The sequence below is a fragment of the Sinomicrobium halophytocola genome (genome assembly GCF_052983395.1).
Window position 1 is genome coordinate 252,635 of sequence record NZ_JBRKIT010000035.1, and the last position, 17,340, is coordinate 269,974.

Here is a 17,340-nt window from a genome sequence, read left to right on the forward strand (position 1 = left end):
TTCTTGTTCATAACGTCAAGGCAAACTTGTTTAACTGCGGACACCTCTATTTTTCCAATTAACAACACATATCAGAAATGACCAAATTCGTCCAAAGCATCGTAGCATTTTCCCTGAAGAATTCTGTTGTCGTATTTTTCTTTACCGTACTATTACTGGTTACAGGGATTGTAAGTTATATGCATACCCCTATAGAAGCCTTCCCGGATGTAACCAATACGAGAGCCCGTATAATTACCCAATGGCCCGGCCGAAGTGCCGAAGAAGTAGAGAAGTTTGTCACCCTTCCCGTCATGAAGGAAATGAATACGATCCCGGGAAAGACGGAAGTGCGCTCCATATCGCTTTTCGGCCTGTCTGTGGTTACCGTTTTATTTGATGATAAAGCAGATGATTTCTTTGCACAACAATACGCTTCCAACCGGCTTCAGGGCGTGGAGCTTCCGGACGGGGCCGAAGCGGAGATAGAACCGCCATCCGGGGCTACCGGAGAAATATTCCGCTATGTGATAAAAAGTGACAGGCCTATAAAGGAAATTACGGCCATTCAGGATTGGGTCATTGAACGCGAACTGGTTGCTGTTCCCGGCGTGGCGGACATTGTCAGTTTCGGAGGAGAAGAGAAAATATACGAAATACAGATACATCCTACAGAACTGATAAACTACGGCCTGTCGCCTTTGGATGTGTTTGAGGCGGTATCCAAAAGTAACGTCAATGTTGGAGGTGATATTATCGAGCAGGGAAGCCAGGCGTATGTGGTACGGGGTGTGGGACTGCTGGAAAGTGTGGAAGATATAGAGAATATCCTGATAGAAGTAAAAGGATCTACACCTGTAACGGTAAAACATGTAGCAGAAGTAAAAATAGCTGCAAAACCACGTTTGGGGCAGGTGGGGCTACAGGATGAGGATGACCTTGTGGAGGGTATCGTGATCATGCTCCGCGGAGAAAACCCGGGTGAGGTAATTACCAGTCTGAAAGACAAGATAAAAGATCTCAACGAGAGGATACTGCCCAAAGATGTAAAAATAGAACCTTTTATAGACAGGACGGAGCTGGTTGACGTAACCGTGAATACAGTAACCAAAAATCTTATAGAAGGGATTATACTGGTGTCCCTGATCGTATTTATATTCCTGTACAACTGGCGTATGACCCTTATTGTCGCGTCGGTAATTCCCCTGGCTTTTCTCTTTGCCGTTACCATGCTTAGGATCATGGGGATGCCGGCCAACCTTATTTCTATGGGGGCACTGGATTTTGGATTATTGCTGGAAGGAGCACTGGTTATTGCAGAACGTGTCTTTGTAGGCCTGGAACACAAGGCCAGGGAACTGGGAATGGAACGGTTTAACAGGATTTCCAAATCGGGCATCATTAAAAAGAGTGCCAAAGAGGTGGCATCCTATATATTCTTTGCCTTGTTTATCCTTATCGTAGCGTTACTGCCTATTTTTTCTTTCCAGAAAGTGGAAGGAAAAATGTTCTCGCCCCTGGCTTATACACTTGGTTTTGCCCTGCTTGGGTCGTTGGTCCTAAGCCTGACTTATGTGCCTGCGATGTGTAAGTTGCTCCTGACCAAAAATATAGTGGAGAAAGATAATTTCATTACAAGGTTTTTCAGGGACGGACTGTATAATTGGTATTTATGGGCCACAAGACACAAGAAAATTACCATAGGTGCTTTTTGTGTGCTGCTGTCAGTAACCGTATTCGGTTTTTTGAACCACGGTTCCGAATTTTTGCCGAAGCTGAATGAAGGGGCCGTGTATGTCCGCGCTACCTTACCCAACAGCGTAAACCTGGAAGAAGCCGTAATACTTACCGGGGAAATGAAGGGCAGGATACGGGAATATGAAGAGGTGAAGTTCGTACTGACACAAACGGGGAGGCCAAACGATGGTACCGATCCTACCGGCTTTTTCAATATTGAGTTCCACATACAGTTATATCCCGAAAATGAATGGAAACGAAATGTAGATAAGGCTGAACTTGTGGAAGAACTGAGGCAGACGTTACAGTCCTATCCGGGAATTGTATTTGGTTTTAGCCAGCCTATACAGGACAATGTGGAAGAGTATGTGGCCGGGGTAAAGAGTTCCCTGGTTGTGAAAATATTCGGGGATAACCTTTTTGAACTGGAAGACTATGCCGACCAGGTCGCCGGAGCCCTGAAAGGAATAAGGGGCATAGAGGATCTCAATGTATACCGGAACATCGGTTTACCCGAACTGCGTATACAACTGCACGATCATAAGATGGCCAGGTATGCCGTAGATATGTCCGATGCACAGGCGGTGGTGGAAATGGCTATTGGCGGGCAGGCGGCCACGACGTTTTACGAAAATGAAAGAATGTTTGATGTTCGTCTGCGTTTTGCCAAAGATTACAGGAACACCGATGAGAAAATCGGGGAAATTCTTATCCCTACCAAAGATGGTAAGCGTGTTCCTTTAAAAGAGATCGCCACCATAGATTCTCATACCGGTCCCGCTTTTATTTACCGGGAAGGGAGCAGCAGGTATATAGGCGTGGGATTCAGCATTGAAAACAGGGATCTCGGAAGTACGATTGCCGAGGCCCGGGAGGTAGTAGGTGAAAAAGTGAAATTTCCGGAACATATGAAAACTGAGTGGGCCGGGGAGTTCGAATCCAAAGAAAGAGCGACCAAAAGACTGTACACCATAGTTCCTGTTTGCCTTGTGCTCATAATCTTTTTGTTGTGGATGAATTTTGAAGGTAATCTTAAAGATACACTTATCTCATGTATCGTTATTCCGTTTGCCTTTATCGGGGGGTATCTGTCCCTTTGGATAACCGGTACCACTTTTGGAATTTCCGCAGGGATAGGCTTTATAATTCTTTTTGGGGTGGCAACGATTGACGGTATTGTGCTGATAGGGAATATCCGGCAGCAGATGAAAATGAGAAAGCCTTTGAAAAAAGCAATATCCGATGCCGTATATGGCCGCATCCGGCCGGTATTGATGATTGCTATGATGGGATCTATGGGACTTTTGCCGGCAGCTCTTTCCACCGGTATGGGGTCTGAGATACAGAAACCGCTTGCCATAATGATTGTGGGAGGGCTCATCGTGTGTATGATTCTTTCCATTACTGTATTACCACAGGTATTTTATTTCGCTTATAAAGAACAAAGGGAGGATAAAAATGAAGTGGGGGATCAGATGGATAATTCAGGTGGGGCAAATATCAAAAGATAGTATGTTTTTAACAATGCTTTGCGGTATGATAATTTAAATGGAGCACAGTGAGTGTAACGCAGACAGTTTTATTTGGATGATCCGGTTTTGGGAAATTCGTACTTACCGTCTTTACGCTGCGATCTCCCGGAACAAAGGTTTATTAAAAATGCTCGGATAATGACAGTTTTGGTTTTGTTGGACAGGATCAGGGGAAATATTCATGTTCAGTTGTTTACTTCCTTTCTGAAAATAGGTTTCCTTATGTTCGGGGGAGGTTATGCCATGATTCCTTTGCTGGAACAGGAGCTGATCCGTAAAAAGAAATGGATTACGGATGATGAACTGTTGGAGATCATATCCTTTTCTCAAATGACACCGGGGACGATAGCTATTAATGCGGCAACGCATATAGGGAATGTCAAAGGGAAAACCATGGGAGGGTTAACGGCTTCTTTGGGGATTATTGTTCCTTCTCTTCTCATCATTACTGTTTTGTATCATGTGGCCGGCGGGTATTTTAAAAGCGAGATTGTCCAAAAAGCTTTTACGGGTATAAGAGCCTGCTTGGTGGTAATGATATGCAGGTCTGTTTATACACTGATGAGGTCCGGGATGAAAGGGAGCGTGTCTTTCGTAACCTTTTTACTGGCTTTACTGGGTTTGTTTTGCGGTGTTCATCCTATCCTGATTATCATCGCCGGAGGATTTTCAGGTTTCCTGGTATGGAAATGGTTTCGTTTAAAACATAAAATTTAACTAGTGGTGATCAAGGATATGCTGTTGTTAATATGGGTGTTTTTTAAAATCGGGCTGTTCAGCTTCGGGGGAGGTTTGACAATGGTACCTTTATTTATTGTGGAGTTTGAAAAACATGGCTGGATGACCAGCGATGAGTTTATGGATGTATTGTCTCTTGCCCAGATGACTCCCGGGGCCATAGCAATGAACTCCGCTACCTATGTAGGTAACAGTGTAGCGGGGGTAGCGGGAGGCATTGTAGCCACAACTGCTCTTGCAACCCCTTCTGTAATTATTATGCTCCTGCTTTCCAGGTTTCTGATGAAAGTGAAGCAACATCCTGTTAAAGCCGCCGTTTTTAAAACCCTCAAACCAGTGACCATTGCCCTTATTTTGTTTGCCGGCCTACAGATTTCGGAAAAAACGTTCTTCGGGGAAAATTTTACTTCCATTCAATGGAAAGCTATAGTTATAGGGCTTTTAATAGCCGTTATTCAATATAGGTTTAAAAAAATGAACCCTGTTTTTCTTATTGTATTATCCTGCATAACGGGGATAATTATCTTGTGATGAAGGTTTGAGATATGAGTATCTTTTACCAGGCGTTATTTAAGGTCCTTCCGGATAAACAGAGGGGACTTTTAAACAGTCGTCTGAATATTGTTCCGTTTGTTTTCGGAAGATCAAAGTAAAGGAAATATGTTTGTCGTATATCTTTAGTATGGCAACAATGGATTCTGTAAATTTTTGTTGGTTTTTTATGGTAAATTTACCGTGGTGCAAATCTATATCTGAAGACTGAAAAGGGGAGTGGAGGATTTTTTTTAAAATAAAAACAAAAAAAATGTGTCAGGTATTGCATCGTATAAAAATAGTTGTATTTTTGCATCCGCAATTTGAAATAAAAAAATGGTCCGTTCGTCTAGGGGTTAGGACGCCAGGTTTTCATCCTGGTAACAGGGGTTCGATTCCCCTACGGACTACAAGTTCTTTGAAGGATGAATAATTACAATGGAAAGCATAGGTGCAGATAATAACATTTTATTATCTTTGCAAATGTTTTACTGTTGTGAGAATTCATATTTTAACTCGGTCCGTTCGTCTAGGGGTTAGGACGCCAGGTTTTCATCCTGGTAACAGGGGTTCGATTCCCCTACGGACTACGAAATTGAAGATGTGCGTTTCAGTTCGCAATCGTTAAACGGGGGAGGTAATGTAAAGTTCATCCCGTAACAGAAGATTTTAATTATTTTTAGATTTAACAGCTAAGGAAAGACAAAATGGCAAATCATAAGTCGGCATTAAAGAGAATAAGAAGGAATGAAGCAGTTCGCCTGAGAAACAGGTATCAGCATAAGACTACGCGTAATGCTATCAAGAAATTGCGTGGTACCGAAGATAAAAAAGAAGCTGAAACACTGTTTTCTTCTGTAGCGTCTATGATTGATAAATTGGCCAAAAAGAATATTATTCATGCTAATAAAGCGGCTAATTTGAAATCTAAACTGGCAAAGCACATAGCTACTTTGGCATAAGCTAAACTGGCTCGAAATATATGAAGAAAGAGACTGTCTGAAAAGGCGGTCTTTTTTGTTTATTTGGGGGGTATAAATGGGATCAACCCCAAAAGGTGGACATTTAAAAAAACAGGTGTATAATTTGGTGAGTCTGAACAAAAGGAATTCGGTATCCCTATACCTCCGAACCGAGCTCTCAAGGCCTTTATTGGGTTTAGTATGGTAATTCTGAGTTGTTTTATCGCTAATCAACTCACAAGCTAAAAAAGACCGCCTAAAACTTTTTAGACGGCCTTCCGTGTTTGTAGATTTAGCGGAATCTACGGCCTGGACATAGCAGGTGTTTTGTATCTCTGACTTTTCTTCTTCTTATCCCAAACCATCTTCTTGATTTTTATCCTGTAATACTCATAACAGATAATAATACCGATAACCAGGGAAGCAATATAAAAAACCATAAAGCCTATTTGCTGGTATACAATACCGGCAAAAATCCCCCCGGAAAGATATGAGGCTGCAATAGCGAATAGAACGTTTGCCCTCGCCCGAAGGCTTCTGTTTTGTCTATATTCCTTTTTGGTGAACATAGAGGTCAGTAATCCCAGGTCAGTGGTAAGACCGGTAAGGTGTGTTGTTTTAACGGAAAAGTTTGATATACTTGCGGTAAGCCCGTTCTGTATCCCCATTGCGAAAAGCATTAATGCCACCATAACTTCGGTTTCATTCAGGGTTTCTTTGTAGAAGAACTGTCCGTATGTACCCACGGCCAGCAAACACAGTATTTCTATGAGCAATGGCGCGGAGTGCGCGGCATAAGTGTGCTTCTGATTAAAGTTAACAATGATGAGATTAGAACAGAAATTACCCGCGAAGAACATGAATATCCACGCAAACACCACTGCAGCCTGATACCAGTTGCCTTTGGATATTTCTTCGGCCAGGATGGCGTAATGCCCGGTTACGTTTGAAGTAAACGCAAAAAATATGATAACCGATGTTACGTTTACCATACCGGCCGAGAAGGCAGTCAATGAGCCTAACTGAATATTTTCTTTAATGGTCCTGCTGTTATTGAATTTTCTGAGCATAGTCTTTTTGATCGATTTTTTTGAATTTCATCTTTGCAATTCCCTTGGCTTGCAAATCGGTGTTGAAATACAATATCATTTCGTCCTCGCTTAGTACCTGGAGATTATAGTGTTCAGACGGGGTTTTGTCATGATCCAGTTTAAGGATATTTCCCCTGGACTTCAGTCTCCAGTGCAATGGTGTTAACTTCTCTCCGTTATGAAGAAGGAGTTTGCCGTCCGGGAGAAATTCCCAGGTTTCTGCCTGGTGAATAACGAGATCCCGGGTAATTTCATTTTTAACAGTATTGCTGATAGCTTTACTTAATGAGGCTTCTTTTGCATCGGGAAGTTTTTCATATTCCCAGGATACTTCCTGCCATTTCCCTAAGATAACGGTATCCGGCGCCGGTGATAGTGCGGACATAAGGGTAAACAGGATGAGACACCCTCCAAAGCCGAGGAAGTATACAAGCCTTACTTTCGGATTATATTTTTTCTTTTTCATAGCAATTTTATGGGATTAATAATTTGGCCAGAGTTTCTTCTACCGTTACAGGTGTTTGGTTACTGTAAGAGACTTCTGTTAATTCCATGCCAGACCTTTTTAAAAAAGGCATGATATCAAACCCTTTTTTCAGGGAAGGGTGGAGGGATTTCGGGTCTTCCGGAACATATGCCTTGTTGATGTTATTCCCTTGCAGGAAGTTCTCAAAAGCATTTTGGTTCCTTCCGTAGAAAATGTCCGTACGTAAAGTGTTTATTCTGGAGGAATACCGGTTTTTTATTATTCCCTTAGCTTCTATAAAGCTTTTGCTCTCCAGGGAGGCGAGAAGCTTGCCTTTGGAGAAAAATACCAGTTCGGATATTGAGTTCGGAAGGGTTTTTCCGTAAACAAGTATGAAGTTCAGTTTTTCTTCCTCATTCTCAATAGCCTTTTTTAAAAGGATGAGGGAATCTACGGTGAAGTCGGTAGGTACCAGAATGTTTTTCATAGCAATACTTTTTTTGTTACTGAGCAAAGCTATGTTTACCGTTTTAGAACGGTCTTAGAACTAAATTAAAATCAGATTAGAATTTGTGTACCGGAAGTTTAATCTCCACAGTAGTTCCCTGGTTTTCGGTGGAAAAGACAGAAAGAACGCCTTTGTGCATTTTAACAACATTTCGGGTAAGTGGAAGGCCTATACCATAACCGTGGTAATTTCCGGTATTTGAGGCTCTGAAAAAAGGATCGTAGATGTATTGCATTTCCGGTTCGGGAATACCTATGCCGTGGTCTTTGATAATAATGATAACATAATCATTGGAAACTCCCAGGGCCACTTTAACATCTTTATTGTCCGAGTATTTGCACGCGTTCATCAGTACATTGGAAACAGCCAGGTGCAGTAATTGTTTGTTTCCTTTTATGTTGAGTTTTTCCGAAGTTTCGGGTAGCAGATCAAAATCGATATGGATCTGGCAGTTGGGATATATCTTTTGGATGGTTTGTTCGGCATCCATAATGAGCTGATCAATACGTACAAGCTCGAACTTTTGCACTTTGCCGTTAAAACCGGTTTGAGCGAGGAGTAATAGCGCCCCGGTTTTTTTACTTAATTTTTCGGCATCCTCCAGAATGTTGCCAAGGGCATGACGGTATTCTTCCGCACTCCGCTCTTTTGCCAGGGTAACATCAGCCTCTCCTATAATGGAGGTAAGCGGGGTATTTAATTCGTGTGAAGCATTGCTGATAAAGTTTTTTTGGGTCTCAAAGGAAGTTTCCAGCCGGTTGAGCATATCGTTAAAGGTGAGAGTGAGACTTTTGAGTTCTTCATTGTTTCTGGGGACTTCCAGCCGCAGGTGCATATTTTCCGTGCTTATTTCCCGCATTTTTTCAATAATGCTCTGTACGGGACGGAATATTAATTTGGAAAACAGATAGGCGAAAGATGCAATGATGATAATGGAAATAAGCAGTGCAATGATCAACAGGTTTTTCAGATAGGCGTTGTGGTGTGTGCTGTAGTAGTTTTGTGCAGATACTACCACCAGATAATTCTTGCCACGAGTTTGGTATCGTATGCCGGAAAAATAAGTGTTATTGCGATTGTAAAAGCCTTTGCCATTGCGCAATACCTCTTTTATAAAATGCAGGGGAACACCGAGTTTTTTAGCTTTGGCCCGGGGTTCTACCCCCGAAATATCTGCAATGTTTATTTTTTCATTGGGGAGTTTTTCCAGGAATTCCTGGCGTATCTCGCGTAGCACATCGCTATCCTGTTGGTGCTCCAGCTCAATTTTTGCAGCCGTAATAGCACGTATTTCCAGTCTTTTATAAAAATCGATATACGAGTAGTTCTCTATGGAAAAATAGATGAAGCCACTGAAAATTAAGATATACCCCAGTGTCAGGACCGTAAGAGACAATATGATTTTATTTCGTGTGTTCATCGCTTTCCTTTAGTACGTATCCCATGCCTATGACAGTATGGATAACCCGTGATCTGCTGTCCTTTTCCAGTTTTTTTCTCAGGTAATTTACATATACGTCTACCACATTGGTGCCAATGTCGAAATTCACGCCCCAGACATGTTCCAGGATATCGGTGCGCGAAAGCACGCGAAAAGGGTTTTTCAGAAACATAAGTAATAGCCGGTATTCGGTAGAGGTGAGGCTGATATCTTCATTGTTCCGGGTTGCATTTTTGGCGGTGTCGTTTACCATAATATCGGCAAACCTGTATATGGCCTCTTCTTTTGCAAACCTGTTTTCGTAATTTTCCGAGCGTCTGAGCAGGCTTTTTATCCGGGCTATCAACTCAATGAATTTAAAGGGCTTTACGAGGTAGTCGTCCGCACCGCTGTCGAGTCCGAGAGCTATGTTTTCGGCGCTTCCCAGGGCGGTTAAAAACAGTATGGGAATGTGTTGGTTGTTCTCTCTTACGGCTTTACAGATATCAAGACCGTTGAGATCCGGAAGCATGATATCCAGGATCAACAGGTCGAATGTGGCAGATTGTGCCCATTCGAGTCCCTGTTTACCCGTCATGGATACGGTCATTTCACATCCTTCTTCGGTCAACCCGCGATTGATAAAGGAGCAGACTTTACTGTCGTCTTCTACAAGTAATATTTTTTTTCCACGAGGCATTGTCTTCTTTTTTATATGAGGTGCAGGATTTGATAACCTGTCCGGGAGCATAGACGAAAACGTTTTCCGGCTATAAAAATAAGGGATTCCCGGTTAAATTAAAATTTGTAACGGCAGTCCTTAATTCCGAAACGTTATTTTGTAGCCGTCCAGTCCCAGATAACAATGTCCCATACCGTGTTGTCGGGGGTGGAATAACTGTGGAGAGAATGAAAACCTATTCTTTGATGTGCCTTTATTGATCTTTGGTTAACAGTAAGTATCTCTGTAAGGATATACGGGAAAGCATCTTTGTAGACGTCACGGTATTGCCGGTAGAGATTGTCAAATATTCCCTGCCCTCGGTACGCTTTGTCAACACATACCTGACCGGAAACGATGTAATCTATGTCTTTGAGATATTCTTTGTTGTACGATAGCCTGTCAATAGCATTGAACATAGGGATGAGTACGGGTATATCCTCTTTGAATTTTTTTGTCATAGCCAGGCAGTAACCGATTATCTTGTCTTCGTCCCTGGCGATTATACTGGGAGCTTCCGCATTCATGCGCTCCAATAGGTTCCGGTCATGACGTACCGTAACAAAACCCTGATTTGAAGCTTCTTCGGGAGAAAGGGCTTCTATAAAGTTCTTCTTTTGCAGTTCAAGGATCCCTTCCAGGTCCGCTTCGGATTTGGCAAGGCCATATTGTATCATGTGAAGTGGTTTAAAACGGATATAAAGATATTTGAAAAATAAAATCCCAAAGGATAATATAAGTAAATTTTAACCTTTGGGATTTTATGTATTTCCGGTATAACGGAATTCCTGTTATTGATTCATCGTAAGCAGGAACTCTTCGTTGTTTGCAGTTCGTTTTATACGGCTGTCCATGAATTCCATGGCTTCTACCGGGTTCATGTCTGCCAGGTATTTTCGCATGATCCACATACGCTGTATTGTATTTTCGTCCAGTAGCAGGTCATCTCTCCTTGTGCTGGAAGAAATAAGGTCAATAGCCGGGAATATCCTTCTGTTGGCAATACGCCTGTCGAGCTGGAGTTCCATGTTACCGGTACCTTTAAATTCTTCGAATATAACCTCGTCCATTTTAGAACCTGTTTCCGTAAGCGCAGTGGCGATTATGGAAAGAGAGCCTCCGCCTTCGATGTTTCGTGCAGCTCCGAAAAAACGTTTGGGTTTGTGCAGGGCATTGGCATCCACCCCACCACTCAGTACTTTTCCGCTGGCAGGTTGTACCGTGTTATATGCCCTGGCCAGACGGGTGATGGAATCGAGAAGGATTACGACATCATGGCCGCATTCTACCAGTCTTTTGGCTTTTTCGAGCACAATATTCGCTACTTTTACGTGCCTGTCCGCGGGTTCGTCAAAAGTAGAGGCTACAACTTCACCGTGTACACTTCGCTGCATATCGGTAACTTCTTCCGGGCGTTCGTCGATAAGCAATACCAATAGGTATACTTCCGGATGATTGGCAGCTATGGCATTGGCAATGTCTTTAAGCAGCATGGTCTTACCCGTTTTGGGCTGGGAAACGATCATACCCCGTTGTCCTTTTCCTATAGGAGAAAAGAGGTCCACGATCCGGGTGGAAACCGTGCTTTGCTTTTCCGCGAGTTTGAATTTCTCATCCGGGAAAAGCGGGGTCAGGTGCTCAAAGGACACGCGGTCCCTGACCACTTGAGGCGCCAGACCATTGATCTTGGTTACCCGTATAAGCGGAAAATATTTCTCTCCTTCTTTCGGGGGACGAATGGTACCGAGCACGGTGTCACCGGTCTTTAATCCGAACAATCGTATTTGAGATTGTGAAACATAAATGTCATCGGGAGAAGAAAGGTAGTTGTAATCGGATGAGCGAAGAAACCCGTATCCGTCCTGCATGATGTCCAGGACACCTTCGCTTTCCACGATACCGTCAAATTCGAAATCCGGATCTTTATACCGGTTCTTTTTCTCCTTGTCAAAATTCTCTTTGTTGTAAGGAGAATGACTATTGCTATTTCCCTTTTTCTGGTGCTGTTGCACCTTAGGATTGTATTCCTTTTTCTTGTCTTTTATCTGAATGTTGTCCGGCTCTTCCTGTTTTTCGTCCCGTTGATTTTTTGTCTCGGCCTGAACTATCTTGCCTTTTTGGGGTGTAGGTGCGGGTGTGGGCGCAGGCGCAGGTTCGGGGGAAGTTTTTTCTTTAATATCGGTTTTTTCGTGTATCGCTTTAGCCTTGGGAGCTTCCTGAGAAGTCTTTTTTATTCTTGCTCTGCGTGTTTTTCTCTCTTTAGAGGCGGTTTCTCCGTTATTAGAAGAAGGGGAAGAAGTTTTTTGTTCTGTAACAGTCTTTGGGTTTGCAGCCTGTACATCCAAAATCTGATAGATCAGGTCCATCTTTTTAAGTGTTCTGAATTTAGGAACACTTAAGTTTTTAGCAATTTCCTGTAATTCAGTTAATTTCTTTCCTTTTAAATCTGAAATGTCAAACATTGAAATGTTAAATAAGTTAATTAATTCTTTTGAAGTGCTCTGTTAAGTCCGATTTGTATGTTTTGGGAATGAGCATCAAAGTGAAAAAAAAATCGAAGTCAAACGAACCTTGTTTTGAGTGGGTTACGAATGGATACCGCAATATTACAAATTTATTTTTATAAACCGAATGTATTTTTTAAAAAGAACTCTTATTTTTGCCCATATTTTAGGCAGAAAGATGTTACAGAGAATACAGAGTATATATTTATTAATTGTGTTTTTGGTGAGTGCAGTTCTGCCTTTTGTAGTATATTTGTGGAAAGACGGAGCGGATAATACCGTATATGCTACAGGAGTATTATGGGTGTTGGTGTCTTTTATGGCGATAGCGTTGTTGGCTCTTATATCCGTTTTGACGTTCAGGAACAGAAAAAATCAATTTGTGCTTAACAGATTGAACATGATATTAAACTTAATTTTACTAGGAGTATTTGCGTATCGGTCGCTAAATCTATCCGGAGAAAGTAATATTTCAGAGAAGGGTATTGGGATATTTATTCCTGTGGTTTCTATCGTTTTTTTAGTGTTGGCCAATAAGGCTATTAAAAAGGATGAAGATCTCGTAAAATCAGTAGACCGGTTGCGATAAACCTGAAATCTTAGTAGTATTAGTGCGTTAAAAACCCGTCTGTATTTACAGGCGGGTTTTTTTGTACACGCTTTTACGGGTTAAGATCGGGTCACCTCTATGAACTACCAGTTAAAAAACGCCGAAACTTTTGTACTTGATCTGTCATTTCTTCCCCAACTCTACAATTTCCAGTTCTTTGATCTGGTCTTTGTCTATTTGAAAGCGGAGCATGGTACGTACCTGGTGAAAGCCGTACTTGCCTGCGGCTCCCGGGTTCATGTGCAGAAGCTGCAGTTTTTTGTCATAAATGACTTTGAGGATATGCGAATGTCCGCATATAAAAAGTTTGGGTGGGTTTTTACGGATACCTTCACGGATTCTCTGGTCATACCTTCCGGGGTACCCTCCGATATGGGTAATCCATACATCCACATCTTCGCACATAAAGCGATTGTTTTCGGGAAATTCTTTTCTGGCTTCGGCATCGTCAATATTGCCATGGACAGCACGGAGCGGAGCTATTTTTTGCAACGTATCGGTAACCGTGAGATTACCGATATCCCCGGCATGCCATACCTCGTCTGCTTCTCTGGCGTATTTTAGGATAGTATTGTCTATATGGCTGTGAGTGTCCGATAAAAGTAATATCCTGGTCATCTGGTGCACATTAAGAGTTTAAAAACTTATAACTTTCTGCTTCATACCCATACTTCTGACTTCGTACTTCCAGCTTCGTACCTCATATTGTTTCTTCTTCAGCCATGAACTGTACTTCGTAAAGGTTTTTGTAATAGCCGCCTTCCTTTTTGATGAGTTCCGGGTGGGTGCCGGACTCTACGACCTTGCCGGCATCCATGACAAGTATTTTATCGGCTTTTTTAATTGTGGCCAAACGATGTGCTATTACAATGGATGTCCTTTTTTCGGTGATCTTCTCCGTAGCGTTCTGTATAAGTTTTTCTGAATAGGAATCTACGGACGAAGTAGCTTCATCCAGTACGAGGATATCCGGATTGCTCACATAGGCACGTAAAAAAGCGATAAGCTGACGTTGTCCGCTCGATAACATGGCTCCCCTTTCCTTTACATTGTAGTGGTACCCGCCGGGAAGGCTCATGATAAAGTCGTGAATCCCTATTTCTTTTGCGGCATTATGTACGTGTTCCTCCGTTATTTCCGGGTTTTTCAGGGTGATATTGTGAAGAATAGTATCGGCAAAGAGAAATACGTCTTGCAGCACCACTGCTATACGTCCCCTGAGAGAACCTAAGGTGTAGTCCTTTATATTGACATCATCAATACGGATTTCACCGGAATTTATTTCATAGAACCGGTTCAATAAGTTTATGATGGTAGATTTCCCTGCCCCGGTAGCGCCTACTATGGCAATGGTTTGCCCGGAAGTTACATCGAACGATATGCCGTGAAGGACTTCTTCATCCTGCAGGTAACCAAAATGTACATCCCGGAAACGGATATTTCCTTTGAGGTTTTCGGCCGTAACACTGCCTTTGTCTTCGATAGAGCTATCAGTGTCCAGTATGCCATATACACGGTTGGCGGCAACCATTCCCATTTGCAGGATGTTGAATTTGTCTGCTATTTGCCGTAACGGGCGGAAGAGCATTTGCGACATTTCGATAAACATAAAAATACTCCCTAGCTCCAGATCGTCACCGGCAATAGTGCGCAGACCCCCATACCACACAACAAGTCCTATGGTAACTGATGAAGCAAGTTCTGCGATCGGAAAGAAGATGGAGTTGTACCACACTGTTTTAAGCCAAGCCTTTTTGTGTTTCTGATTGATCTCCGTAAACTTTCCGTATTCCGTATCTTCACGGGTGTACAACTGTACGATCTTCATTCCCGAAATGCGTTCCTGAACGAAAGAGTTGAGGTTTGCTACCTGGGCCCTTACATCTGTGAATGCGACTTTCATGGCTTTCTGGAACAGGCGGGTGGCATAGAGTATAATTGGTAAAACGGAAAATACGATTAGAGAAAGCTTCCAGCTGGTGAGCAGCATTACAGTGGCCACAACGAGCATTTGGAGCAGGTCGCTGACGATCATAAAAAGACCCTGGCTGAAAATTTCCCCGATACGTTGCATGTCACTTACGGCCCGCGTTACGAGTATACCTATAGAGGAGTTATCGTAATACTTCATTTTAAATTGAAGCATGTGCCGGAAAAGCTGTATCCTAATGTCTTTGATGATAGATTGCCCCAGCCAGTTAGCATAATAGATAAAGGCCAGCTGACTTATAACCCCGCATATGAGGACGACCAGCATAAGAATGGTAAATTGCAGGAGGCCGTCATAGTCCTTGTGTGTTATGTAGTCGTCTACCGTTATCTTAAGCAGGTAAGGCCTGGCAACCGCAAATAAAGATACCAGGATAGCGGCAAAAGCCACACCGTAAAAAGTAATCTTGTATTTACGGGCATGTTCCATAAGTCTTTTGAAAAGACTTAAATCGAAAGCTGATCCTTTATTGTTGCTCATTGTTTTTTTTCGTTAAGGCAGGAAAGAAAGTGATGTTTTTCCGTTGCCTGTTTTCTCAAATCCCCGAATATACTACCGCATGCTTCATTTGTCCGTCCGATTTAAGGGTCAGAGAGTTTGAGAGTTTGATGTATTGTATAATTTTTGGTTTTCCCTGTCCGTTATGTAAGGGTATTGAATTTTTGTTAAATATAAACCATGTGCCGGAACTGACACACCGGCTTGACTTCTATTTTTGCTTTCTAAGATTTTTTTAACGTTTTCCTGCTGTAATTTTCCCTGTCCTACTTCGAGCAGGGTGCCTACAATGGCCCTTACCATGTTACGGAGAAACCGGTCTGCCGTTATTGTAAATACAAGTCTATCTCCTGTTCGTTTCCATTCGGCATTTTCAATAATACAGAAATAGGTCTTGACATCGGTTTTTGACTTGGAAAAACACTGAAAATCTTTACGGCCGATTAAAATTTTTGCGGCATCGTTCATTTTTTCCATATCCAGGGGATACCTGCAATAGAAAGACAGTCCTGCACAGAACGGATCCTTAAAAGAATTTATCCGGTATTCATAAGATCGTGAAGTGGCATCAAAACGCGCGTGGGCATTATCTTCTACCGGAAAAATACGATAAACGACAATGTCTCCCGGTAAAAGAGAATTGAGTTTGTGTACCAGTGTATCGGCAGAGATTCCGGACTGTGTATCGAAATGAGCAAACATCTGCCTGGCATGCACGCCAGTATCTGTTCTCCCTGCCCCGGTAATGCTTATCGGTTCCTGCAATAATAAAGAAAGTGCCTTTTCTATTGTTTCCTGTACCGTACCGGCGTTGGGTTGTTTCTGCCAGCCGTGATAGGCCTTTCCGTGATATGATAATTCTATAAAGTATCGCAAAGGAAGTTGTTTTTTGAAGATACAAAGATAAGAAGTTATTCTGTTACCGGATTAAACGCTTGTTTCCGGACTGTGTTAATGTAGTAAGTGACAGGATGTTGTTTAACTAAGATCTTCTTTGATGATACCGATAAGTTCTTCCGTATTACTATAAAGGATAAACTGACCATCTTTGATATATGATATTTGCCCGGTCTCTTCGCTGATAACAAGAACAACCGCATCCGTCTTGTCGGTGATCCCTATAGCAGCCCTGTGGCGTAGCCCGAAACGGAGTGGGATGTTCCTTTCGTTGGAAACCGGGAGTACTACCCGGGTGGCAACAATGTAATTACCTTCTATGATCGCTGCGCCATCGTGAAGAGGACTGTTTTTGTAAAAAATACTTTCTATAATGGGGCCGGTTATTTTTATATACATACTGTCCCCCGTATTTTTGACAAAATCCAGGGGAGTGTTGCGCTCAATAACGAGAAGTCCGCCGGTTTTTGTACTCCCCAGTTTTTCGCAGGCTGCGACAAGTGCCTCTACATTGGTCTTGACCTCGAAATTGTCGTCCCGGAAAAATTTAAAATACTTTTTGATGTTTTTGCGGTTAGCGAGGTTCGTGGAGCCTATGGTAAGAAGGAATTTTCGTATTTCCTGCTGGAAGAGGACAATAAGAGCAAAAAAACCGACACTCATAAAACTGCCGAAAATATTACTCATCATATGCATCTGCAGCTCTTTGGTAATTCGCCATATCAGGTAGATAATACCAAAACCGATGAATATATTCACAGCGACAGTGCCTTTTACCAATTTGTAGATGTAATATAACAAAAAGGCAAAGAGTACAATATCTATGATATCTATGATCTTAAAGTCGAGAAAATCGAATATTTTCAAGGTGTTGCTTTTAGTGTAAATTTAGCAAAAAAATATGCGAAGGAACAAAGGAAAGATAAAAAGTAGTGTCCCGCGATATTGAGCCAGGTCGAAAAGCGGTGGGTTGCAAAGATTTTACGGCATGCAGATAATTATCGGAACGAAAAGTTTAAACGGATTCACTAAAAGATTCACAACTTTCGGGACTGATCCGCAAAGCTTTGATGAATCATAAAATATGAAGATTTTGAACGGGGGTTGCCGGAAAACGAATATAAACGATTTTTGACGTGTCTTTTTGGGGTGA

Annotated in this window: 16 protein-coding genes and 2 tRNA genes; 7 read left to right on the forward strand and 11 right to left on the reverse strand. The window is 42.2% G+C overall.

The genetic code is table 11. From position 1 onward, the window contains the following. Window positions 1–77: 77 nt before the first annotated feature. The 6 genes from ACVBDY_RS15135 to rpsT all read left to right on the forward strand — a co-directional run bounded on the left by ACVBDY_RS15135 (window position 78) and on the right by rpsT (window position 5,482). Entirely contained in the window at window positions 78–3,227 is a 3,150-nt protein-coding gene (locus ACVBDY_RS15135) for an efflux RND transporter permease subunit (protein WP_447176300.1), read from the forward strand. 159 nt (window positions 3,228–3,386) lie between these two features. Then, window positions 3,387–3,965, forward strand: a complete 579-nt coding sequence (locus ACVBDY_RS15140; RefSeq protein ID WP_447176301.1) for a chromate transporter — start codon at window positions 3,387–3,389, stop codon at window positions 3,963–3,965. A gap of 3 nt (window positions 3,966–3,968) precedes the next feature. Continuing rightward, complete coding sequence (locus tag ACVBDY_RS15145) at window positions 3,969–4,517, forward strand: chromate transporter (RefSeq protein WP_447176302.1); 549 nt, start codon at window positions 3,969–3,971, stop codon at window positions 4,515–4,517. 341 nt (window positions 4,518–4,858) lie between these two features. Beyond that, window positions 4,859–4,930, forward strand: a tRNA-Glu gene (locus tag ACVBDY_RS15150). A gap of 108 nt (window positions 4,931–5,038) precedes the next feature. Next, window positions 5,039–5,110 (forward strand) — tRNA-Glu (locus ACVBDY_RS15155). A gap of 117 nt (window positions 5,111–5,227) precedes the next feature. Beyond that, a complete protein-coding gene (gene rpsT, locus ACVBDY_RS15160; protein WP_447176303.1) occupies window positions 5,228–5,482 on the forward strand; it encodes a 30S ribosomal protein S20 in 255 nt (84 codons plus the stop codon). 302 nt (window positions 5,483–5,784) lie between these two features. Here rpsT and ACVBDY_RS15165 read toward each other — a convergent pair whose 3' ends face one another. The 7 genes from ACVBDY_RS15165 to rho all read right to left on the reverse strand — a co-directional run bounded on the left by ACVBDY_RS15165 (window position 5,785) and on the right by rho (window position 12,150). Next, a complete protein-coding gene (locus tag ACVBDY_RS15165) occupies window positions 5,785–6,552 on the reverse strand; it encodes a YoaK family protein (protein WP_447176304.1) in 768 nt (255 codons plus the stop codon). Continuing rightward, the gene (locus ACVBDY_RS15170) at window positions 6,533–7,039 is read right to left on the reverse strand and encodes a hypothetical protein (RefSeq protein WP_447176305.1); all 507 of its coding nucleotides are present in this window, start codon (window positions 7,037–7,039) and stop codon (window positions 6,533–6,535) included. Before ACVBDY_RS15170 ends, ACVBDY_RS15165 begins: the two co-directional genes overlap by 20 nt. Before the next feature lie 7 nt (window positions 7,040–7,046). Continuing rightward, window positions 7,047–7,526, reverse strand: a complete 480-nt coding sequence (locus ACVBDY_RS15175) for a hypothetical protein (RefSeq protein ID WP_447176306.1) — start codon at window positions 7,524–7,526, stop codon at window positions 7,047–7,049. Window positions 7,527–7,602: 76 nt separating this feature from the next. Then, window positions 7,603–8,967, reverse strand: a complete 1,365-nt coding sequence (locus ACVBDY_RS15180) for a sensor histidine kinase (protein ID WP_447176307.1) — start codon at window positions 8,965–8,967, stop codon at window positions 7,603–7,605. Next, window positions 8,951–9,667 carry a response regulator transcription factor gene (locus tag ACVBDY_RS15185; RefSeq protein ID WP_447176308.1) on the reverse strand — a complete coding sequence of 239 codons (717 nt, stop codon included), beginning with the start codon at window positions 9,665–9,667 and terminating at the stop codon, window positions 8,951–8,953. Before ACVBDY_RS15185 ends, ACVBDY_RS15180 begins: the two co-directional genes overlap by 17 nt. A 134-nt stretch (window positions 9,668–9,801) precedes the next feature. Next, the gene (locus tag ACVBDY_RS15190; protein ID WP_447176309.1) at window positions 9,802–10,365 is read right to left on the reverse strand and encodes a GNAT family N-acetyltransferase; all 564 of its coding nucleotides are present in this window, start codon (window positions 10,363–10,365) and stop codon (window positions 9,802–9,804) included. A 114-nt stretch (window positions 10,366–10,479) separates the two neighbouring features. After that, window positions 10,480–12,150 carry a transcription termination factor Rho gene (rho, locus tag ACVBDY_RS15195; protein ID WP_447176310.1) on the reverse strand — a complete coding sequence of 557 codons (1,671 nt, stop codon included), beginning with the start codon at window positions 12,148–12,150 and terminating at the stop codon, window positions 10,480–10,482. 220 nt (window positions 12,151–12,370) lie between these two features. Between rho and ACVBDY_RS15200 the strand changes: the two genes are divergently transcribed. Further along, window positions 12,371–12,781, forward strand: a complete 411-nt coding sequence (locus tag ACVBDY_RS15200) for a DUF4293 domain-containing protein (protein WP_447176322.1) — start codon at window positions 12,371–12,373, stop codon at window positions 12,779–12,781. 144 nt (window positions 12,782–12,925) lie between these two features. Here ACVBDY_RS15200 and ACVBDY_RS15205 read toward each other — a convergent pair whose 3' ends face one another. The 4 genes from ACVBDY_RS15205 to ACVBDY_RS15220 form a co-directional block, all read right to left on the reverse strand. Continuing rightward, the gene (locus ACVBDY_RS15205) at window positions 12,926–13,420 is read right to left on the reverse strand and encodes a metallophosphoesterase family protein (RefSeq protein ID WP_447176311.1); all 495 of its coding nucleotides are present in this window, start codon (window positions 13,418–13,420) and stop codon (window positions 12,926–12,928) included. An 82-nt stretch (window positions 13,421–13,502) separates the two neighbouring features. After that, a complete protein-coding gene (locus tag ACVBDY_RS15210) occupies window positions 13,503–15,272 on the reverse strand; it encodes an ABC transporter ATP-binding protein (protein ID WP_447176312.1) in 1,770 nt (589 codons plus the stop codon). A gap of 108 nt (window positions 15,273–15,380) precedes the next feature. After that, window positions 15,381–16,166, reverse strand: coding sequence for a tRNA pseudouridine(38-40) synthase TruA (gene truA / locus ACVBDY_RS15215; protein ID WP_447176313.1), 786 nt, complete (start codon window positions 16,164–16,166; stop codon window positions 15,381–15,383). 102 nt (window positions 16,167–16,268) lie between these two features. Then, a complete protein-coding gene (locus ACVBDY_RS15220) occupies window positions 16,269–17,054 on the reverse strand; it encodes a diadenylate cyclase (protein WP_447176314.1) in 786 nt (261 codons plus the stop codon). Window positions 17,055–17,340 lie beyond the last annotated feature (286 nt).

Excerpts from the sequence above, each read along its gene's own strand:
- ACVBDY_RS15205 (WP_447176311.1), bottom strand. The coding sequence starts at position 13,420 with ATGACCAGGATATTACTTTTATCGGACACTCACAGCCATATAGACAAT.
- ACVBDY_RS15140 (WP_447176301.1), top strand. The coding sequence starts at position 3,387 with ATGACAGTTTTGGTTTTGTTGGACAGGATCAGGGGAAATATTCATGTT.
- ACVBDY_RS15190 (WP_447176309.1), bottom strand. The coding sequence starts at position 10,365 with ATGATACAATATGGCCTTGCCAAATCCGAAGCGGACCTGGAAGGGATC.
- ACVBDY_RS15210 (WP_447176312.1), bottom strand. The coding sequence starts at position 15,272 with ATGAGCAACAATAAAGGATCAGCTTTCGATTTAAGTCTTTTCAAAAGA.
- ACVBDY_RS15135 (WP_447176300.1), top strand. The coding sequence starts at position 78 with ATGACCAAATTCGTCCAAAGCATCGTAGCATTTTCCCTGAAGAATTCT.
- ACVBDY_RS15200 (WP_447176322.1), top strand. The coding sequence starts at position 12,371 with ATGTTACAGAGAATACAGAGTATATATTTATTAATTGTGTTTTTGGTG.
- ACVBDY_RS15180 (WP_447176307.1), bottom strand. The coding sequence starts at position 8,967 with ATGAACACACGAAATAAAATCATATTGTCTCTTACGGTCCTGACACTG.
- ACVBDY_RS15175 (WP_447176306.1), bottom strand. The coding sequence starts at position 7,526 with ATGAAAAACATTCTGGTACCTACCGACTTCACCGTAGATTCCCTCATC.
- ACVBDY_RS15170 (WP_447176305.1), bottom strand. The coding sequence starts at position 7,039 with ATGAAAAAGAAAAAATATAATCCGAAAGTAAGGCTTGTATACTTCCTC.
- rpsT (WP_447176303.1), top strand. The coding sequence starts at position 5,228 with ATGGCAAATCATAAGTCGGCATTAAAGAGAATAAGAAGGAATGAAGCA.
- rho (WP_447176310.1), bottom strand. The coding sequence starts at position 12,150 with ATGTTTGACATTTCAGATTTAAAAGGAAAGAAATTAACTGAATTACAG.
- ACVBDY_RS15165 (WP_447176304.1), bottom strand. The coding sequence starts at position 6,552 with ATGCTCAGAAAATTCAATAACAGCAGGACCATTAAAGAAAATATTCAG.
- ACVBDY_RS15185 (WP_447176308.1), bottom strand. The coding sequence starts at position 9,667 with ATGCCTCGTGGAAAAAAAATATTACTTGTAGAAGACGACAGTAAAGTC.